Annotated in this window: 19 protein-coding genes; all 19 read left to right on the top strand. The window is 47.0% G+C overall.

All coding sequences use genetic code 11. The features are described 5' to 3' along the window. The first annotated feature begins 36 nt into the window (after window positions 1–36). Window positions 37–1,290 (top strand): M16 family metallopeptidase, encoded by a 1,254-nt coding sequence (locus ACFYU8_RS06290; protein ID WP_390294804.1) that lies wholly within the window; start codon window positions 37–39, stop codon window positions 1,288–1,290. A 72-nt stretch (window positions 1,291–1,362) separates the two neighbouring features. Then, window positions 1,363–1,623: a YlmC/YmxH family sporulation protein gene (locus ACFYU8_RS06285; protein ID WP_390294806.1), complete on the top strand. Its 261-nt coding sequence runs from the start codon at window positions 1,363–1,365 to the stop codon at window positions 1,621–1,623. Between the two features lie 137 nt (window positions 1,624–1,760). After that, entirely contained in the window at window positions 1,761–2,663 is a 903-nt protein-coding gene (gene dpsA / locus ACFYU8_RS06280) for a dipicolinate synthase subunit DpsA (RefSeq protein WP_390294808.1), read from the top strand. Next, window positions 2,660–3,256: a dipicolinate synthase subunit B gene (locus tag ACFYU8_RS06275; RefSeq protein WP_390294810.1), complete on the top strand. Its 597-nt coding sequence runs from the start codon at window positions 2,660–2,662 to the stop codon at window positions 3,254–3,256. The genes dpsA and ACFYU8_RS06275 overlap by 4 nt, the downstream gene beginning before the upstream one ends. Window positions 3,257–3,313: 57 nt before the next feature. After that, window positions 3,314–4,354 carry an aspartate-semialdehyde dehydrogenase gene (locus ACFYU8_RS06270; RefSeq protein WP_390294812.1) on the top strand — a complete coding sequence of 347 codons (1,041 nt, stop codon included), beginning with the start codon at window positions 3,314–3,316 and terminating at the stop codon, window positions 4,352–4,354. 11 nt (window positions 4,355–4,365) lie between these two features. Continuing rightward, entirely contained in the window at window positions 4,366–5,592 is a 1,227-nt protein-coding gene (dapG, locus tag ACFYU8_RS06265; protein WP_390294814.1) for an aspartate kinase, read from the top strand. Between the two features lie 56 nt (window positions 5,593–5,648). Next, window positions 5,649–6,515: a 4-hydroxy-tetrahydrodipicolinate synthase gene (dapA, locus tag ACFYU8_RS06260; protein ID WP_390294816.1), complete on the top strand. Its 867-nt coding sequence runs from the start codon at window positions 5,649–5,651 to the stop codon at window positions 6,513–6,515. Between the two features lie 145 nt (window positions 6,516–6,660). Continuing rightward, a complete protein-coding gene (locus ACFYU8_RS06255) occupies window positions 6,661–8,337 on the top strand; it encodes a ribonuclease J (RefSeq protein ID WP_391365495.1) in 1,677 nt (558 codons plus the stop codon). 123 nt (window positions 8,338–8,460) lie between these two features. Next, window positions 8,461–9,285 (top strand): ClpP family protease, encoded by an 825-nt coding sequence (locus ACFYU8_RS06250; RefSeq protein WP_390294818.1) that lies wholly within the window; start codon window positions 8,461–8,463, stop codon window positions 9,283–9,285. Then, window positions 9,282–9,512 (top strand): YlzJ-like family protein, encoded by a 231-nt coding sequence (locus ACFYU8_RS06245; RefSeq protein ID WP_390294820.1) that lies wholly within the window; start codon window positions 9,282–9,284, stop codon window positions 9,510–9,512. The genes ACFYU8_RS06250 and ACFYU8_RS06245 overlap by 4 nt, the downstream gene beginning before the upstream one ends. A 120-nt stretch (window positions 9,513–9,632) precedes the next feature. Next, the gene (locus ACFYU8_RS06240) at window positions 9,633–12,011 is read left to right on the top strand and encodes an FtsK/SpoIIIE family DNA translocase (protein ID WP_390294823.1); all 2,379 of its coding nucleotides are present in this window, start codon (window positions 9,633–9,635) and stop codon (window positions 12,009–12,011) included. 239 nt (window positions 12,012–12,250) lie between these two features. Continuing rightward, complete coding sequence (locus ACFYU8_RS06235) at window positions 12,251–12,976, top strand: GntR family transcriptional regulator (RefSeq protein ID WP_390297220.1); 726 nt, start codon at window positions 12,251–12,253, stop codon at window positions 12,974–12,976. Between the two features lie 57 nt (window positions 12,977–13,033). Next, complete coding sequence (locus tag ACFYU8_RS06230) at window positions 13,034–14,080, top strand: BMP family ABC transporter substrate-binding protein (RefSeq protein ID WP_390294825.1); 1,047 nt, start codon at window positions 13,034–13,036, stop codon at window positions 14,078–14,080. Between the two features lie 93 nt (window positions 14,081–14,173). Beyond that, entirely contained in the window at window positions 14,174–15,715 is a 1,542-nt protein-coding gene (locus ACFYU8_RS06225) for an ABC transporter ATP-binding protein (RefSeq protein ID WP_390294827.1), read from the top strand. After that, window positions 15,708–16,781 (top strand): ABC transporter permease, encoded by a 1,074-nt coding sequence (locus ACFYU8_RS06220; RefSeq protein WP_390294830.1) that lies wholly within the window; start codon window positions 15,708–15,710, stop codon window positions 16,779–16,781. Before ACFYU8_RS06225 ends, ACFYU8_RS06220 begins: the two co-directional genes overlap by 8 nt. Further along, the gene (locus ACFYU8_RS06215) at window positions 16,781–17,740 is read left to right on the top strand and encodes an ABC transporter permease (RefSeq protein WP_390294832.1); all 960 of its coding nucleotides are present in this window, start codon (window positions 16,781–16,783) and stop codon (window positions 17,738–17,740) included. The genes ACFYU8_RS06220 and ACFYU8_RS06215 overlap by 1 nt, the downstream gene beginning before the upstream one ends. Window positions 17,741–17,868: 128 nt before the next feature. Then, window positions 17,869–18,912 carry a stalk domain-containing protein gene (locus ACFYU8_RS06210; RefSeq protein ID WP_390294835.1) on the top strand — a complete coding sequence of 348 codons (1,044 nt, stop codon included), beginning with the start codon at window positions 17,869–17,871 and terminating at the stop codon, window positions 18,910–18,912. Between the two features lie 53 nt (window positions 18,913–18,965). Then, window positions 18,966–19,121, top strand: coding sequence for a hypothetical protein (locus tag ACFYU8_RS06205; RefSeq protein ID WP_164724468.1), 156 nt, complete (start codon window positions 18,966–18,968; stop codon window positions 19,119–19,121). A 207-nt stretch (window positions 19,122–19,328) separates the two neighbouring features. After that, complete coding sequence (gene yfmF / locus ACFYU8_RS06200) at window positions 19,329–20,624, top strand: EF-P 5-aminopentanol modification-associated protein YfmF (RefSeq protein WP_390294838.1); 1,296 nt, start codon at window positions 19,329–19,331, stop codon at window positions 20,622–20,624. Window position 20,625 lies beyond the last annotated feature (1 nt).

Genomic DNA, 20,625 nt, shown 5'->3' with positions numbered 1-20,625 from the left:
CGGATAGAGACAGATGAACAACCGAGGAGGATTTACGTGATACAACGTCATACGTGTGATAACGGTCTTCGAATCGTGACGGAACGGATTCCGTCCGTTCGCTCTGTTGCCTTAGGCATCTGGGTAGGGACTGGTTCGAAATATGAAAATGAGAAAAACAACGGGATCTCCCATTTTCTCGAGCATATGTTTTTTAAAGGGACGACAACTCGTTCTGCAAAGGAAATTGCGGAAACCTTTGATGAGATTGGCGGGAACGTAAACGCCTTTACCTCAAAGGAGTATACCTGCTATTACGCAAGGGTGCTCGACCAACACGCTCCGATCGCCCTCGACGTTCTTTCCGATATGTATTTCAACTCTGTATTTGATGCCGATGAGTTGGAAAAGGAAAAGAATGTCGTCATTGAAGAGATTAGCATGTATGAAGACACGCCAGATGATTTGGTGCATGATTTGATTGCACGCGCTTCTTACAGCACACATCCGCTGGGGTATTCGATTTTGGGTACGGAAGATGTCCTTCGCAGCTTGAAGCGTGACGATTTGCTCGCTTATATTGATCAGCATTATCTGCCAACGAATACGGTGATTACGGTAGCGGGTAATTTTGAAGACAGTTTGATTGAAGACATTCAAAAGCGCTTTCAGTCTTTCTCGCGTCCAGGCAGTATGCCGACCTTGTCTACTCCTGACTTTGCTGGGAACGTTATTGCGCATCATAAGGCGACAGAGCAAGCGCATCTGTGCCTGTCTCTACCTGGGTTTAAGGTGGGGCATCCTGAAGTTTATTCCTTGATTTTGCTCAACAATGTGCTGGGTGGTAGCATGAGCTCGCGTCTATTCCAAGAAATTCGAGAAGAACGCGGCTTAGCATACTCTGTTTATTCCTATCATTCGTCCTATAAAGAAGCGGGAACGTTCCACGTGTATACAGGAACCGCACCAGAGCAAGTGGGACAGGTTTTTGACATCGTCTCGCACGTCCTGCGAGATGTCGCTGATCACGGAATTACTGACAAAGAGCTGAACAAAGGTAAAGAGCAGCTGAAAGGCAGCTTGATGCTTAGCTTGGAGAGCACGAATAGCCGTATGAGTCGACTTGGAAAAAATGAACTCTTGCTGGGCCGTCACCTTACCCTAGATGAGATCATCGCCAAAATTGACCGTGTTTCACATGAAACTATTCTGGCTGTAGCGCAGCAGTTGTTCCGTTCCAAGATGTCTATGGCGATGGTAAGTCCGCTCGACAGCTTCCCTGCAAACGTGAAGAACGATATTTTGTTGTAAGCAAAAATCCGGCATAGCCCGGATTTTTTTGCGTATATCAACAGTAAATGAAAGGACAAAGGGGGCTTCTCCATGCGCTTAAGCGAGTTGGGTGGGAAGGAGATTATCGGACTGGACAAAGGGGAGAAAATGGGAGTCATCAGTGATTCCGATTTAGTAATCCATCCCGAAAACGGTACGATTCAATCCATCATCCTGCCAGGAGGCAGTTTCTTTGGGTTCGGCAAGAAGCGAGAGGATCTCGTGATTCCATGGAGCTCCATCGTAAAAATTGGGCCAGATATGGTCATCATCCAGCTTCAAGCGCCGGAGGCACAAGCTTCTCAAAAGTAGGCGCTACTGTCACCGAAGTAGCAGGAGCGGAATAGGATGGGGGTAGACCGCACGGATTTCCGTCAACTTTTCCAAATGGAAAACCTTTGCGTTTCGATCATTTAATGCAGTAAAATGTGTGGAAAGGGGAACGCAGCATGCTAACGGGCATACATGTTGCCTTCATCGGCGGAGACGCTCGCCAGTTGGAAGTCATTAAGCGATGCATACAACTGGATGCAAGCGTCACGTTAGTTGGCTTCGACAACCTGGAAAGTAATTTTACAGGGGCAACGAAGAAACCATTAACATGCGATGTGTTGAAAGACGTGGACGCCCTCATCCTACCCATCGTAGGGACCGATGACCAAGGATACGTGGAAAGTATTTTCTGCTCCAAACAACTGCAGTTGCTAGACGAACATTTGGCAAGTCTGCCGAGTCATTGCGTGGTTTACACGGGAATGGCAAAGCCTTATCTGAAAAAGCTGTTGGCTTCCACACAGCTTCCTCTCGTGGAGCTCTTGGATCGTGATGACGTAGCTATCTATAACTCTATCCCTACTGTAGAGGGAGCGTTAATGATGGCGATTCAACATACGGATATTACGATTCATGGATCACAGTCAATTGTTTTGGGATTAGGCCGAACAGGTTTGTCCATGGCTCGGGCATTGCATGCGTTGGGAGCCCGCGTAAGAGTGGGGGCCAGGCGTCAAGAACACTTGGCACGCATTTATGAGATGGGATTGACTCCCTTCCATATAAGCGAAGTAAGGCAACAGGTTACGAATGCTGATTTCATTTTTAATACCATCCCGCAATTATTACTCACGGCAGAAGTGATTGCTCAAATGCCTCAATCGGCGTTTATTCTTGATCTTGCCTCCAAGCCAGGAGGAACAGATTTTCGTTACGCTGAAAGACGAGGTATCAAAGCTCTTCTTGCTCCCGGATTGCCTGGAATCGTTGCACCTAAAACCGCTGGACAAATTTTAGCCCAAACATTGTCTCGTCTTATTGCGGATCAAAGGAAAGCGCCAGGAGGGGATGCAACATGAGTAAGCTTCAGGGAAAGACCATTGGATTTGGTTTGTCTGGATCGCATTGCACTTTTGAGGAAACCATGCCGCAAATTAAGCGATTTGTGGATGCTGGAGCACGGGTGGTACCCATCGTATCGAATACGATTATGACCACGGATACACGCTTCGGTACTTCTCAGAGCTGGCAGCAACAAATCAAGGAACTGACAGGGGAAGAGCTTATTTCGACGATTCCTCAGGCTGAGCCGTTGGGACCTTCCAAGTTGTTGGATGTCATGCTGATTGCGCCTTGCACAGGAAGTACGACGAGTCGACTGGCAAATGCCATTACGGATAGTGCCGTACTGATGGCGGCTAAAGCTACGATGCGTAATCTGCGACCCGTTGTGATTGCCATTTCCACCAATGATGGTCTGGGATTAAATGCAGCCAATATTGCCAAGCTGTTGGCTGCGAAACACATGTATTTCGTACCGTTCGGGCAGGATGCCCCGGATAAAAAACCGAATTCGCTTGTAGCTCGGATGGATCTCCTATTGGAAACATGCGAAGCAGCTTTGGAAGGACGACAATTGCAACCCTTGCTCATCGAAAGATTTAACTACTAATAAGACTACAGAAAAAACAATAAACCTGCTTTTTCGCGATTAGGAGGAGAGTAAGAGATGGCAAACCAACTGACTTTCAATGTTGCTGTAGTCGGTGCGACTGGTGCAGTCGGACAGCAAATGATTCAACTATTAGAAAAGCGCAACTTCCCAATCAAACAGCTTAAGCTGCTTGCTTCTGGACGTTCTGCAGGAAAAACAGTCACGTTCAAGGGACAAGAAATTGTACTGGAAGAGGCGACTCCAGACAGTTTTGCTGGGGTAGATTTTGCCTTGTTTAGTGCTGGCGGATCGGTCAGCAAGGAACTGGCTCATCACGCGGTGCGTCATGGTGCCGTTGTCATTGACAATACCAGCGCATTCCGGATGGATCCAGATGTTCCTCTCGTTGTGCCAGAAGTAAACATGGATGCTGCGCTCGCCCATAATGGAATCATTGCGAATCCGAATTGCTCTACGATTCAGATGGTTGCCGCTCTAAAACCCCTGTATGATCGTTTTGGTATAGACCGTATTATCGTTTCTACTTACCAGGCAGTATCTGGTGCAGGTCAATCTGCGATCAATGAAATGCTCGACCAGAGTCGAGACATTTTGGATGGTAAAGAACCGCAGTGTAACGTACTTCCCGTAGGCAAATTGCCTGTACATCATCAGATCGCTTACAACGCGATTCCGCAGATTGATGTGTTCACCGACAATGGCTTTACTTATGAAGAAATGAAAATGGTCAATGAGACCAAAAAAATCTTTGGTGATGACACTGTACTTGTTTCAGCTACTTGCGTACGTATTCCAGTGGTCTATAGCCATAGCGAATCGGTATATGTAGAGCTGAAACAGGATTACGATCTGGCAGAAGTAAAGGCCCTGCTGGAAAACGCTCCTGGCATCGTGTTAGTAGATGTGCCGGAGGAACAGCAGTATCCACTCGCTACAGATGCAACAGGCAAACTGGAAGTATTCGTGGGCCGGGTGCGTCGTGATCTCCATCATCCTCGTGGACTGCATATGTGGATCGTTTCTGACAATCTTCTCAAAGGTGCCGCATGGAATACAGTACAAATCGCTGAAGAACTCATAAAAGCAAGAGTATAGGGGAGAGGTTAGTGAAGATTCTCGTCCAGAAGTTCGGTGGTTCTTCCTTGACGACGGAGGATTGCCGGATGCGGGCAATCTACCATATGGAAAAAGCAATTGATGAGGGCTATGCCCTCGTCGTTGTCGTATCGGCGATGGGACGCAAGGGTGATCCATACGCAACCGATACACTATTGCAGTTGGTTCGTGCGAATGGAAACCAACTGCCAAGTCGAGAAATGGATATGCTGATGCATACCGGAGAAATCATCTCTGCTACAATCATGTGCAGCATGCTGAATGCACGAGGAATAAAAGCAACGATTTTGACAGGTGGTCAGGCAAATATTGTGACGAGCGACGACTTTACGAATGCACAAATCACGTCGATCGATCCAAGTCGCATTTTGCAGGACTTGCAGGAAAGTCAAGTTGTAATCGTTCCGGGGTTTCAGGGACGTACAGCCGAGTGGGAAATTACGACACTGGGACGGGGCGGGAGCGATACCACTGCAACCGCTCTCGGTGTCGCCTTGAAGGCTGATACGGTGGATATTTTCACCGACGTGGAAGGCATCATGACGGCGGACCCGCGAATCGTCGAAGAAGCGCAGCGGCTCGGCATGGTGACTTACACGGAGATTTGCAACATGGCTCACCTGGGTGCAAAAGTCATTCATCCTAGAGCGGTGGAGATCGCGATGCACGCAAACGTGCCGATTCGTGTTCGCTCTACGTTTTCGGACGACCCCGGTACACTTGTTACGACAATGCTGGAGATCGGAAAAATGGGCTACACGGTACACGACAGAGTCGTTATGGGAATTGCACATGTACCGAACATTACCCAGATCAAGGTAGCGAACAAAGAAGGGTCATATGATACACAGCTACAAGTCTTCAAAACGATGGCAACCAATAACATCAGCGTAGATTTCATCAATGTGAACCCAATGGGTGTTGCTTACACGGTACATGATGAAATGGGAGAAAAAGCTGCTCGTTTGCTAACGGAAATGGGATACGAGCCGCAGCTGTTGCCGCACTGCGCAAAAGTGTCCGTGATCGGTGCTGGGATGACGGGCGTGCCCGGCGTGATGGCGCGAATCGTGGAGGCACTTACGCAAGAAGACATTCAAATTCTTCAATCGGCAGACTCCCATACAACTATCTGGGTACTTGTGCATGAAATGGATATGGTGAAGGCTGTTCGTGCGCTTCATCAGCAGTTCAACCTGCATGTTCAACATATGTAAGAGCATATCCTGACTTAAAATACCTACTGATCACGATATGAGGAGTTGGAGAGGTAGTGGCACGTTTTGGCCGACTGGTTACCGCTATGGTAACGCCTTTTAATGAGCAGCTTCAGGTCGATTACGATAAAACAGAGCGACTGATTGACCATTTGATTGCAAATGGCACAACTGGAATCGTACTGAGTGGTACCACCGGTGAATCACCGACTTTATCCCGCACGGAGAAGCTCGATCTTTTCCGTCATGTGGTTTCTTACGCAAAAGGAAGATGCCACATTATTGCAGGAACAGGCAGTAACGATACTGCATCAAGCATAGAGTTCACCCAAGCAGTACAATCCATTGGAGTAGACGCTGTAATGGTCGTTGCTCCTTATTACAGCAAGCCATCACAGGAAGGGCTTTACGCGCACTTCAAGGCAATAGCGGAAGCGACTGAGCTACCCGTGATGCTGTATAATGTGCCAGGAAGATCCGTGGTCAATATGGCTGCGGAAACGACACTTCGTTTGGCGGAACTGCCTAATGTGGTATGCATTAAGGAAGCCTCCGGCAATTTGTCGCAGATGGCGCAAATTATTGAGAATGCGCCAGAAGGGTTTGAGCTGTATAGTGGCGATGATGGCTTAACATTGCCGATCCTGTCTATCGGTGGTGTGGGCATTGTCAGTGTGGCGAGTCACGTAGTTGGCCGTCCAATGTCAGACATGATGGACGCCCATTATGCCGGTAACTATACGGAGGCAGCAAGACTCCATCGCAAACTGTTGCCGATTTTTGAAGGCCTGTTTGCCTACCCGAGCCCTGGACCAACAAAGGTCGCTTTAGAAAAGCTTGGGGTTCAAGTTGGGGGCGTTCGACTGCCTTTAGTCGAGCTGAACGAACAAGAAAAAGCATTCGTATATTCCCTGCTTGTTTAACTCCATAAAAGATCAAGAGCCATTCCTGCCCGGGATGGCTCTTTTTCCTTGTGTTCATGATTTCACTTCGGGTATAATAAGAACAAGTGATTTGGGGCGGTTTTTTTGAGTGGACATGACAACTAAATATAGGAGGTTACACGTTTTGGCAAAGTCGAATCACTCTGTTCTCGTTTTCGCCCTGGGCGGAGTCGGCGAAATTGGGAAGAATATGTACGTGGTACAAAGCGGTGACGACATCGTAGTGATTGATGCCGGATTGAAATTCCCGGAAGAGGAAATGCTGGGGATTGATATGGTTATTCCGGATATCACCTACTTGGAGGAACATCGCGACAAGGTTCGGGGTATTATTATTACGCATGGACACGAAGACCACATCGGCGGCCTCAGCTACGTGCTGAAGCATTTGAAAGTCCCGGTTTATGCGACAAAACTTACCCTTGGTTTAATTGATGCAAAGTTAAAAGAAGCGGGCATCCTAAACGAAACAAAACGCGTATTGATCAACAGCGACTCGGAAGTCGTTCTCGGAAAGATGAAGGCGACCTTTTTCCGCGTGAACCACAGCATCCCGGATTGTGTAGGGGTATGCTTGGATACGCCGGAAGGTTACATCGTTCATACAGGAGACTTCAAGTTCGATCAAACGCCTGTTAACAATCAGGTAGCTGATCTGGCAAAAATGGCGATGATCGGTGACAGAGGCGTTTTGTGCTTGCTCTCTGACAGTACGAATTCAGAACGGCCAGGATTTACCGGATCGGAACGCTCAGTGGGCAAAGCACTCATGGATGTGTTCAGCAAAGCATCTGGACGTATCGTTGTTTCTACGTTTGCATCAAATGTTCACCGCATTCAACAAGTAGTGGACGCTGCAGCACAGTTCAACCGCAAATTGACGGTTGTCGGCCGGAGCATGCAAAATGTCATTAATATCAGCAGAGACTTAGGGTACTTGTTGGTCCCTGAGGGCTTGATTGTTGAGATTGATGAAATCAACAAGCTGAATGCTGAACAAGTCGTTATTTTATCAACTGGAAGCCAAGGAGAGCCTATGTCCGCGCTCACTCGGATGGCCCGATCCGCCCATCGGAAAATTGACATCCTTCCAGGGGATACAGTTATTATTGCAGCCACTCCCATTCCGGGGAATGAAAAATACGTGGCGCGTACAATTGATCAATTATCACGCATTGGTGCAGATGTCATTTATGGTGGCCATGGACCTAACGGAACCGTCCACGTCTCCGGTCATGGTAGCCAAGAAGAATTGCGCCTGATGCTTAACTTGATGAAGCCTAAGTACTTTATTCCTGTGCACGGTGAATATCGCATGTTGAAAACGCACGCCTTACTTGCTGAACAGGTTGGCATTCCTGAAGAAAACACGTTCTTGCTGGATAACGGCGATACAGTTGAATTCTCAGGTGGCAAGGCCCGTTACGGTGGGAAAGTCCATGCTGGCAACGTTTTGATTGACGGCTTGGGTGTTGGTGATGTAGGAAACATCGTACTTAGAGATCGCAAATTACTGTCACAAGATGGCATACTGGTAGTTGTCGTTACACTCAGCAAACAAAATGGCACGATTTTGTCAGGTCCAGACATCATTTCTCGCGGTTTCGTCTACGTGCGTGAATCCGAAGAGTTGCTGGATGAGGCAAATCGCATAGTGACCCAAACACTTGTCAAATGCATGGAAGAAAATGTGAATGAATGGTCTTCACTGAAAAATAACGTAAAAGAGTCATTAGGTCGTTATCTGTACGAGCAAACACGCAGACGTCCGATGATCTTGCCGATTATTATGGAAGTGTAGGATCACATGATAAAGAGCTGGAAATCCTTTAAAAGAAGGGTTTCTGGCTTTTTTTGGCTTCGTGGGCGCATGATTTTACCTCCCCTTATCCATACTACAGAGGAAAGTGAGGGAGGATTATCCATGTCGAATCAACAATTTAGCGATTTTTTAAATAGGCCGCCGTTTGCAAACACAGCACTAAATAGTAAGGAATCCCAGCCACAATCACCAACCGATGATCAAGAGCCTGCTGCTTCGCCGCCAACAGAAGCACCTGCACAGGAAGATCCGAAGAAAAAATTGCTCGATTCCATTACGCAACTGGGTCAGACAAACGTCCCACAGCTCGAAAGTAATATTTATTGTATGACCATCATCGGACAAGTAGAAGGGCATATTCAGCTCCCTCCTCAAAATAAGACGACCAAATACGAGCATCTTATCCCTCAATTGGTTGCGGCAGAACAAAATAGCAAAATAGAGGGCGTACTCGTTATTTTGAATACGGTTGGTGGGGACGTGGAAGCGGGCTTGGCGATTGCGGAGATGGTAGCGTCCTTGTCCAAACCAGTAGTCACTCTCGTACTCGGGGGCGGTCATAGTATCGGTGTACCGATTGCCGTAGCTGGTTCGTACTCGTTTATTGCAGAAACCGCCACGATGACGATTCACCCGATCCGTTTGACAGGTCTTGTGATAGGTGTACCTCAAACGTTTGAGTACTTGGATAAAATGCAAGATCGGGTAGTGAGCTTCATCGCACGTCATTCCAAGGTCTCAGAAGAAAAGTTTCGCGAGCTCATGACCAGAACGGGTGAATTGACGCGTGACATCGGAACCAATGTGATAGGCGTGGATGCGGTTAAATACCGGCTGATAGATGAAGTCGGCGGCCTTGGAAGTGCGCTGAAAAAGCTAAACGAACTGATCAAAGCGCAAAAAGGCGAGGAGAGTGTACTCCAATGATTTTATACTCCATCATTCCGATGGAAACCGTTTTTGAGAACATGGAGCAAGTGGAAAAACAAGAGCTAAAAGAGATTTCGGTTGGTCATGCCACGATGCTGATTGAGCAGACTGGACCGTTTGAAGGAAAGATCGTCAGGCTGATTAGTCCAGATCCGCAAGATTACCTGAAGGAGCAGTTCGCACCCGGACAAAAAATTCAGTTTCAACCTGAATGGCTCGCCTAAGAAGTCCTGTATTTCTATGAATTTCCTGTGTTATACTAGTGATGTACGAACAGCAGCCGAACACGCGACGGCTGCCTTTTTTACCATTACGGTACATAACGAGTGTAATGAGGAGGAGGCGTGCCATTGAGTAGGAGAAAAAAAGAGCGTTCACAAGCGGCATTGGCCTCAGTTGTCAAAATAGAGCTGCTGGGACTTCTCATCATCGTGTTGTCCTTGATCGGGCTTTTGGAGAGTGGATGGCTGGGCAAAAATGTACTGGCACTTCTATTTCGGTTTATTGCGGGCTCATGGGATTTTATCATTCCCGTTCTGCTAATCGGTATGGCCATACATATGATGTTTACTAGAAAGTCACCAAAGCTTACTTACCGCGTCTTAGGGATAGCTCTTATTGGTGTGGCGATTTTGACCTGGGATCACATGATTTTGTACAAACAAATTACCGCAGATGGAAAATTTGCAGAGCAAAGCATTATTCGGGTCACATGGGACAGAATTTGGATTGATCATAGTCAGAAAGTGTCCACCACCGGGGTAGGCGGGGGGATGATTGGTGCTCTGTTTTTTGCGGTAACAAATGGGCTTGTTGGGACAATAGGTACTGGTCTCATGATTGTTTTCCTTTTCCTCGTTGGACTGATGTTTCTGTTCAATCTTTCTTATGTAAACATTTTGATGTTTGCCAAGGACAAGCTCGCTTTGTTTTACGGAAAGGCAAAGGATACAGTGAAGGACTCTGTACAGCTTTTGCAGGAAGAGAACGAGAAGAAAAAGAAAGAAGCAAAGGAAGCCGAAGGGGCACGCAAGCAAAAGCAATCGGAGTCAGAGAACGAGGCGATCGCGGTTACTGCGTTGAAAGAGCAAAAAATTCATCCACAGTCAGTTATTCAGGAAGAAGAAGTCCAGCAACCGAACGCCCCGTTAATTCATGATTTTACGGATCGCATTGCGCTGGAAGAGGATGAGGAACCGAATAATCCAGTTCATCAAGCGAGAGCTTCTCAACTGAAACCGAATCAGGAAATTACGGTTGCGCTCGAAGGAGAAGAAGAAATCTTCGGTACACTAAATACCGGGGAAGAACAGAAAACCATACCATATGAGCTTCCAAATCTGCAAATGCTCGCAAGGCCCAAAGCGAGTTCAACCGGAAAAGACGTCGATCATACCTCAAATGCGGCGAAATTAGTGCAGACATTGAAGAGCTTTGGCGTCAATGCAACAGTCTCCGAAGTACATCGAGGACCGGCTGTTACACGCTACGAAGTTCAGCCTGCTACAGGGGTAAAAGTAAGCAGGATTGTCAGCTTGACGGATGACCTTGCTTTGGCATTGGCGGCAAAAGATATCCGGATTGAGGCACCGATCCCAGGAAAATCAGCTATCGGCATCGAGGTTCCGAACTCGGAGGTAGCGGTCGTATCATTGCGAGAAGTGCTGGAAGCTCCCGAGTATCAAGATGCGTCAGCCAAGCTTACCGTTGCACTTGGCCGTGATATTTCCGGAGAGCCGATCGTAGCAGATTTGACCAAAATGCCCCATTTGCTCGTAGCGGGTGCGACGGGAAGCGGAAAATCAGTATGCATTAACGGCTTGATCATGAGTATTTTGTTCAAGGCCAAACCAGAAGAAGTTAAGCTGATGATGGTTGACCCGAAAATGGTGGAACTGAATGTGTACAACGGAATTCCGCATTTGTTGGCTCCTGTTGTTACTGACCCGAGAAGGGCTTCTGTTGCATTGAAAAAGGTCGTGGCCGAGATGGAGCGGCGCTATAATTTGTTTGCCAAAACAGGGAGCCGCAACATTGAAATGTACAATGCGCAAGTGGAAGGCACGCCACTTCCCTATATTGTTGTTATAGTCGATGAGCTTGCGGACTTGATGATGGTAGCTCCGGGAGAAGTAGAGGATGCGATTTGTCGACTCGCGCAAATGGCTCGTGCTTCCGGGATTCATCTAATCATCGCGACTCAACGACCTTCCGTAGATGTCATTACGGGTGTGATCAAGGCAAATATCCCATCTCGTATTGCCTTTGGAGTGTCTTCGATGGCTGACTCCAGAACGATTCTCGATATGGGAGGAGCAGAAAAGCTTCTCGGAAGAGGGGATATGTTGTCGCTGCCGATGGGCGCATCCAAGCCGACCCGTGTTCAGGGTGCCTTTGTATCCGACAAGGAAGTAGAAGAGGTCGTTCGTTTTGTAAAAGAACAGCAAGAGGTTCGCTACAATGAAGAGATGATCCCGGGTGACGTACAGGAGGAACAGCAGCCAGTCGTGGATGATGAACTGTACGATCAAGCCGTCCAAATCGTTTCAGAAGCCCAGACAGCATCAGCATCCTTGCTGCAACGTCGCCTTCGTGTCGGTTATACGCGAGCGGCACGATTGATTGATATGATGGAAGCCCAAGGAGTAGTTGGGCCTTATGAGGGAAGCAAGCCTCGTGAGGTTCGTCTTCCACGCCCATCCATAGAAAGTAATATTTCATAGAAAAAGACCCTGCCATGATTTGTAAAGGCAGGGTCTTTTTACCTAATTTAGGAGAAAAATCCCTGTCGAAATTAATCATTTTGCATTATTATTCATAAATATTTGGCTTGCATGATACTCGCCCCTCATGTAAACTTTTTAAGAGATTGACGGAAATTGTTGTTATTATGTCTCATACGAATCAGAGGTCTGACGTCCTACCTGTTGGGGTGGCTTGCGGACAGCAGGAGTGAATGATGATGAGCATCAAAGGGAATGTTCGATCACTGTTTCTCTTGGTAATGGACAAGATCAAGAGTGATATCGAAACCGGACTTCTTCGGCCTGGTGAACGCCTCCCTTCTGAAGCTGAACTATCCAAACAGCTTGGTGTAAGCAGGGCGACGCTTCGCGAGGCACTCCGACTTCTTGAGGAAGAGAAGATTGTCATTCGTAGACACGGAGTAGGTACCTTTATTAATTCAAAGCCTGTTTTTTCAGGCGGGATTGGGGAACTCTTTAGTGTAACGGATGCAATCGAGCGTCAAGGATATACGGCAGGAACATTGATCCTGAAAACATCCTTTGGCGAATCTGCTGAAGAAGAGAGGAAGCGGCTTGCCTTAAATCCGGGTGAAGGCGTTCTCATTGTAGAGCGAATTCGAACGGCTGACGGTGAGCCTGTGGTTTATTGTGTGGACCGCATTCCTGCACGTCTGGTGCCTGAGGGCTATGCGGCAAGTGGAGAGTCTATCTTCAAATGGCTGGAGAGCGTAACAGGGGTAAGGATCGCATACGCAGTGGCCGATATTGAACCCATGGGCTACAATGAAAAGGTTTCCAACCTGCTGCACTGCGATAAATCTGCTCCCATGCTCTTGCTCAAACAGATTCATTACGACGAAAGTGAAAAGCCAGTGCTATACTCCCATAATTACTTCAGGGCTGACAAAATTCACTTTCATGTCGTACGGAGACGGTTGTAACTGTGGGGGTAACCTCACTCAACAATTTCATCAACTAAAAACAGGGGGTAATCTCAGATGAAGAAAGTTCTATCCGTGCTTTCTGTGGCAACACTCAGCCTGTCGCTCGTTCTTGCTGGGTGCGGAAGCAAACCAGAAGCACAGCCTCAAGGCCAAACTGGTAGCAATGGAGGCGCTCCAGCCGCTAAAGCTATCAAAGTAGGTATGGTTACTGACGTTGGCGGTGTAAATGACAACTCCTTTAACCAGAGTGCTTGGGAAGGGCTGCAAAAACTCCAAACCGATTTGAATCTCCCGAAAGAAAACGTAAACTATCTGCAATCAAAATCAGATGCTGACTATGTACCAAACCTGACTCAATTCGTAAAAGACGGTTGGGATCTGACTTGGGGTATTGGCTTCCTGATGGGTGACCACCTGAAAAAAGTAGCAGATGAAAACAAAAACGCAAAACTGGCGATCATCGACGCTGAAGTGGATGCTCCTAACGTAGCATCTGTACTCTTTAAAGAGCATGAAGGCTCCTTCCTCGCTGGGGTAGTTGCAGCGAAGATGACCAAAACGAAAAAAGTTGGCTTCGTGGGTGGCGTTGACATCCCGGTAATCAAACGTTTTGATCTTGGCTTTGCAGCGGGTGTAAAAGCTGTAGATCCAAGCATTCAAGTAATCAAAGTTTACACAGGTGCTTTTGACAAACCAGACATGGGTAAGTCTACGGCTTCCTCCATGTACGGTCAAGGTGTGGACATCATCTTCCACGCTTCCGGCGGTACAGGCGACGGTGTGTTCAACGAAGCAAAAGATCGTAAAGCTAAAGGCGAGAACGTATGGGTAATCGGTGTTGACAAAGACCAATCCCTGACTTTCGGCGATGAGATCACTTTGACTTCCATGGTAAAACGTGTTGACGAAGCAGTTATTCGCGTAGCGAAAGACTTGTCTGAAGGTAAATTCAAAGGTGGAGTACAATGGCTCGGACTGGCTGAAAACGGTGTAGGTCTGGCTGACACTTCCACGAAGAACGTTCCTGAAGACGTACTGAAGCTGGTTGAAGAATATAAGCAAAAAATCGTTAAAGGCGAAATCACAGTTCCTGACAAGTAAAAACTAAGGAAGCTGCAAATGGACAAGGCTGGTACGAGCTACTAGCCTTGTCCTTTACCTTCACACTAGACCCGAAAAATGGGGTGAGCATGCATGAACTCGGTAAAAACAGTGGTTGAAATGAGAGGGATCACGAAACGGTTCCCAGGCATAATTGCGAATGACAGTATTACGCTGTCCGTAGGTAAAGGTGAAATTCATGCGCTGCTCGGCGAGAATGGCGCAGGCAAGTCCACACTCATGAATATCTTGTTCGGTCTATATCAGCCGGATGAAGGCGAAATTCTGATTAACGAGAAAGTTGTACAGATCACCAGTCCAAGGATTGCAAATGAACTTGGTATCGGAATGGTTCACCAACATTTTATGCTCGTAGAAACATTTACAGTTACAGAAAACATTGTGCTAGGAAATGAACCGAAAAACGGGTTGAAGATAGATATTCAAAGCGCTGAGAAAGCGGTAGAAAAACTGTCGAATCAATACGGGCTCAAGGTTGATCCGAGAGCAAAAATTCAAGATATCTCAGTAGGGATGCAACAGCGTGTTGAGATTTTGAAAACGCTTTATCGCGGTGCGGACATCTTGATTTTTGATGAGCCTACGGCTGTATTAACGCCGCAGGAAATCCATGAACTTATCGAGATCATGCATAACTTGGTAAAAGAAGGTAAGACGATTATCCTGATCACACACAAGCTGAAAGAAATTATGGCTGTATGTGACGCGGTTACGATCATTCGACGCGGAAAAGTCATTGATTCCGTATTGGTAAAAGATACGAATCCAGACGACTTGGCTGCAAAAATGGTTGGACGTGAAGTGAACTTCCGTGTAGATAAAACGGAAGGAAAACCAAAAGAAACGATCTTGGCCGTAGAGAGTTTGACTGCGATGGGTAACCGCGGCGTGAATGCGCTGAACAATCTCAGCTTAGAGGTTCGCGCTGGAGAAATTCTTGGAATTGCAGGAGTCGACGGAAATGGTCAAAGTGAACTGATTGAAGTATTAACTGGCTTGCGTAGAGCAACAAGTGGGCGTGTCCTTCTTAATGGCAAAGAAATTACAAACCAAAACCCGCGTAACATTTCGGAATCAGGATTGTCTCACATTCCAGAAGACCGACATAAGCGTGGATTGGTTCTTGATTTCACCATGAGTGAAAATATGGTATTGGAAACGTACTTCCATCCAACGTTTTGCAAAAACGGTTTTCTTGATTATGGCGCTATTGACAAGCATGCGGCCAAGCTTATCGAAGAATTCGACGTGCGGACTCCGAGTATTTACACGCCAGCACGAGCGCTCTCAGGAGGAAACCAACAGAAGGCAATTATTGCCCGCGAAGTGGACAAGAACCCAGATTTGCTGATTGCGGCTCAACCTACTCGTGGCTTGGACGTAGGGGCTATCGAATTCATTCATCGCAGACTGATTGATCAACGCGATCAAGGAAAAGCGGTTCTCTTGCTTTCCTTGGAGCTGGAGGAGGTCATTAACCTTTCCGACCGGATTGCGGTTATTTATGAAGGAGCCATTGTGGGGATTGTAGATGCGAAATCAACAACGGAGCAAGAGCTCGGCTTGATGATGTCCGGTGGAAAAGTAATGCAAGGAGGGGGAAACGATGAATAGATTTATTGCGGTCTTCACAAAAGAATCGTTTCTCGTTCCTGCTGTTGCGATCATTCTTGGTCTTTTGACCGGAGCAATCGCAATGCTGGCAGGTGGATTTAATCCAGTCGATGCCTATATGGCTTTGCTTAAAAAAGTATTTGGTAGCGCGTATAACTTTGGTGAAACGATTCGCCAAATCACGCCTTTGATCTTTACAGGTTTGGCTGTGGCGTTTGCATTCCGTACCGGTCTATTTAACATTGGGGCAGAAGGTCAATTTATCGTAGGGATGATTGCTTCTACTGTCGTAGGTGTTTCTTTTGACCTTCCAGCTATCATTCATGCTCCACTTGCTATCCTTGCAGGTGCTGTAGCAGGTGGTTTGTGGGGTGCAATTGCTGGTTATTTGAAGGCAGCCCGTGGTGTCAACGAAGTTATTACCAGCATCATGCTGAACTGGGTAGCTCTTTACTTGGCTAACTGGGTTATGAATGCCTTCTTTATTCCAGCAGGCAAGCAAACATCTGAACAGGTTAAGGATTCGGCGATCATTACAATTGGATGGCTCGCTGAAATGTTTGACAATGCTCGTTTGCACTGGGGTACACTGATTGCCGTACTTGCAGCTATTTTCTTCTATATCCTCCTTTGGAAAACAAAATCTGGTTTTGAATTGCGTTCCGTTGGTTTGAACCCGCATGCTTCTGAGTATGCTGGTATGAACGTGAATCGCAATATCGTAAAGGCCATGTTCTTTGGTGGTATGTTTGCAGGGATTGGCGGAGCTACTGAGATATTAGGCGTATTCCACTATCAAGCGATTATGACGCAACATACTGGATATGGCTTTGATGGAATCGCGGTAGCGTTGATTGGCGGGAATACACCTCTTGGGGTTATCCTTGCTGCCATTCTGTTTGGTGTTCTCACATTTGGTGCGAGCGGCATGCAGTTTAGTGCGGGTGTACCGTTTGAGTTGATTCGTGTCGTGATTGCTTCTGTTATTTTCTTCGTTGCTGCACATGGCATCGTGAAAATTTTTGTTAAGCCGATCTTGAAGAAGAAAAAGGAAGGTGGAAACTGATGGATTGGGGATTAATTCTTAGCAACCTCGTTCATGATACCATCGTGTTTTCCACTGCCTTGATTTTTGCCTCATTGGGTGGATTGTACTCCGAGCGTTCCGGTGTCGTGAATATTGCGCTAGAAGGTATGATGATTATCGGTGCTTTTACCGGTGCCGTAATGACCTATGCTTTCCAAGATTCACTTGGTGCTTGGGCACCGTGGGTCGGTTTTATTGCGGCGGGAATAGCTGGTTCTATTTTTGCACTACCGCATGCCGTTGCTTCTGTTACGTTTAAAGCGGACCAGACCGTCAGTGGTGTGGCCCTGAACTTCTTGGCAGCTGGACTTTCCATCTACCTGACCAAAATTATTTTCGATGGAGCAGGTCAGACAACAACATTGTCCACTGTGTTTAACAAATTCAGTATTCCTGGATTGAGTGAAATTCCGTATATCGGACATGCCATTTTTGAGGCGTATCCTACAAGCTATCTAGCTTTCATTGCCGTTTTCGTTACATGGTATGTAATATTTAAGACACCATTCGGATTGCGCTTGCGTTCAGTTGGGGAGCATCCGCGTGCCGCTGATACAGTAGGGATCAATGTTAAGAAAATGCGCTACATGGCTGTAATGATCAGTGGTATGCTGGCTGCATTAGGTGGAGCTACCATCTCTTTGACGACAACCAGTAACTTTTCCCATAACACGGTTTCCGGACAAGGATTTATCGCGATTGCGGCCTTGATCTTTGGTAAATGGCATCCAGCGGGTGCGATGGGAGCAGCCTTGTTCTTCGGTGTCGCTCAAGCGATCAAGTCCTTGGTGCAAATCTTCGGATTGACCAATTACATTCCAACTGAATTTATCTTCATGCTTCCGTATGTACTGACGATTCTCGTGATGGCTGGTCTAGTAGGACGATCCAGTGCTCCAGCGGCCCTCGGAAAACCTTACGATACGGGATCGCGTTAATCATTCGTTGACAAAATTTAGCGTCTAGAACCTGTCACTTCCCCTGTGCGATAATTTTTGTGACTGCTTGCGGTCCGCAAAAAACGGTCAAATCCGTTTTTGCAAATTGTCTGTGGGGAGGGAAAAAGATGAACCGCTGTCTACAGAAGTACAGCAGTTATCGATGGAACAGGCTTCTAGGCGCTTTTGTTTTTTGCCTGATGATAGCAGTATCCGGTGGAATGGCTTCTGCAAAAGAGCCAGGACCGGTCATTTCTGTCGTTGTCGATGGAATAGGAGTCCAATCAGATGTATCGCCAATCCATCAAAATGGGCGCATGCTTGTTCCGATACGGGTAGTAGCGGAGGCAACAGGATCAGAAGTAAGCTACGATGCCGCCACTCAAAAAGTAATGCTCAACAAAAAAGGCAAGCATATAACCCTTACAATCGGAAGCCAGACAGCGTACGTAGACGGAAAACGATTGAAGAGCGATGTTTCTCCAATCATTGTGAATAAGCGGACGCTTGTTCCGATCCGATTTATCTCCGAGGCATTTGGCTATCAAGTTCAATGGGATGACAAGTCGGCCGTTGCATACATACAATCCAAACCGGTGGAAGACAGGGCTGCGAGTGTGCAATACTCCCGGAATCCAGATTTGGTTCAACAGGGAGATATCTTATCAAAAGTTGCAGATGATCGATTGATTGGCAGTCAATTTCGCTTTCCTTTCCACAATAAAAGTTGGTATGAGCCGTATGGTGATAGCTTCGGGTCTGATCGAGAGTGGACGGAGACGAATAGCGGCAGTGTCCGCAGTCACGAGGGCATTGACATTATGGCACCGAAAGGAACGCCGATTTACTCAGTGTCCGATGGGACGATCAACAAAGTGGGCTGGAATACGTACGGTGGCTGGAGAGTGAACATTACGGATCAGAATGGTCAATATCGGATGTATTACGCTCATTTGCAGGCGTATGCACCAGGATTGCATGTAGGGAAAACAATAACAGCTGGACAGCTGATCGGGTTTGTTGGAGACACAGGCTACGGTGGAACTGGTACAGTGGGAATGTTTGAACCGCACCTGCATTTTGGCCTCTATCGTAATAGCACGGGTAAAGCGATCGATCCCTATGATTACTTGCGGATCTGGGAGCAAAATAAAGTGGAGAGTCCCCTCTAATATTTGGACAAACTACTACGGAGTACCTTCATGAATAAAAGGAGGCCCTTCGTATGTGGACTTGTCCGTACTGTGGGGGAAGCCACGGCTTACCCTTTCACGATGAGCAGTTGGATGGCATGCTCTGTCTCTCGTCTGATTGCGGTCGATTTGTTGAAGAGCATAGCACATCGGATGATCCTCGAGAGTGGGATGCAATGGATATGTAAGGAAAAGAGTGAACGCCCTTTGTAAAAAGGTGCCGTTCACTTTTTTTGTACAATGGAAGCACTGTGATTTGCGTATTACGGGACTTGCGTGAGCGCATAGGATGAAGCACTGGGGTATATAATGGAAGATTCTGATGCTTGATGCCCTGACAATTGGTTACAATAGAGAAGAGTATGAGTAAGCTGATGGAGAAGGGAGATTGGACTATGACTGCTTCTACAACCGAAATTGCATTTCAAAGCTCCCAAATCAATGGGATGAACGTACATATCCTTCCAACAGAAAAGTTCAAGACAACGACAATCGTGACGATGATTGAACAGGCGCTAACGGAGGAGCACGTAACAAAAACAGCATTGCTTGCGATGGTCATGAAACGTGCTAGCGCTCGTTTTCCGGAAACGAAGCGATTGCGAGCGCATTTGGACTTCCTGTATGGTGCCATTTTTGATGTCGATGTCATGAAAAAAGGCGAGCGGCAAATCCTGCAAATTTATATGGAAGTACCGAATGAAAAGTATTTGTCCAATGAAGCTTCTCTTTTGGAGCAGGCAATCGAATTCGTTGGAGATATGCTCGTCAGACCGTATGTACAGGACAACGCTTTTTCCGAAAAGTACTTGGCACAGGAAAAAGAGACGCTGCGCAAACGGATGGAGAGTTTGATCGACGACAAAATGAAGTATGCGAACCAACGCGTGACAGAAGAAATGTGTAAAGGAGAACCATTTTCTCTACTTGTCCAAGGGTGCGTGGCGGATTTGCCGAAGATCACTGGTCAGGAGCTGTATCAATATTTTAAAGAAGTAACGACGACGAATCCGATCAATATGTTCGTGGTGGGCGATGTTAAGCAGCAAGAAGTAAGCGAGGCTATTCGCAAGCATATTCCAATGGAGCGCTCCCAAGTAGGAGAACTGCAGATCGATTCGGCGGCGAAGGAAGTATCTGCTGAGCGCGAAGTGATCGATCGACTCGATGTCAACCAAGCAAAGCTCAACATCGGATGCCGCACGCAGATCACTTATAAGGATGACGATTACCCGACACTGTTGCTGTTCAACGGTATATTGGGCGGTTTTCCTCATTCCAAGTTGTTTGTCAACGTCCGAGAAAAAGAGAGCCTCGCTTACTATGCCGTATCCAGACTAGAGAGCCACAAAGGAATTCTCATGATTATGTCTGGGATTGATGTTAGCAAATATCAGCGTGCAGTTGAGATTATTAAGCAGCAGCTTGATCTGATGCGACAAGGAACCATATCGGATGAGGAAATGAGCCAGACGCGTGCGACTTTGTCTAACCAGTTCCGTGAGCTGTTGGACAGTGCTCGCGGCATGATTGAATTTACGTACAATGGTGTGATTAGCGGACGACCTCGGAAAATCGAAGAGCTTTTGGTGGGGATCAACGAAGCGACAATTGAGGATATCAAAAAAGTAGCGAGCAAGGTGACAATCGACACGATTTATCTGCTGCGGGACAAGAAGGGAGAGGTATAAG

The sequence above is a fragment of the Brevibacillus sp. NPDC003359 genome, from assembly GCF_042878995.1.
Lineage (GTDB): Bacteria > Bacillota > Bacilli > Brevibacillales > Brevibacillaceae > Brevibacillus.
This window is presented reverse-complemented; position numbering and strand designations above follow the sequence as displayed.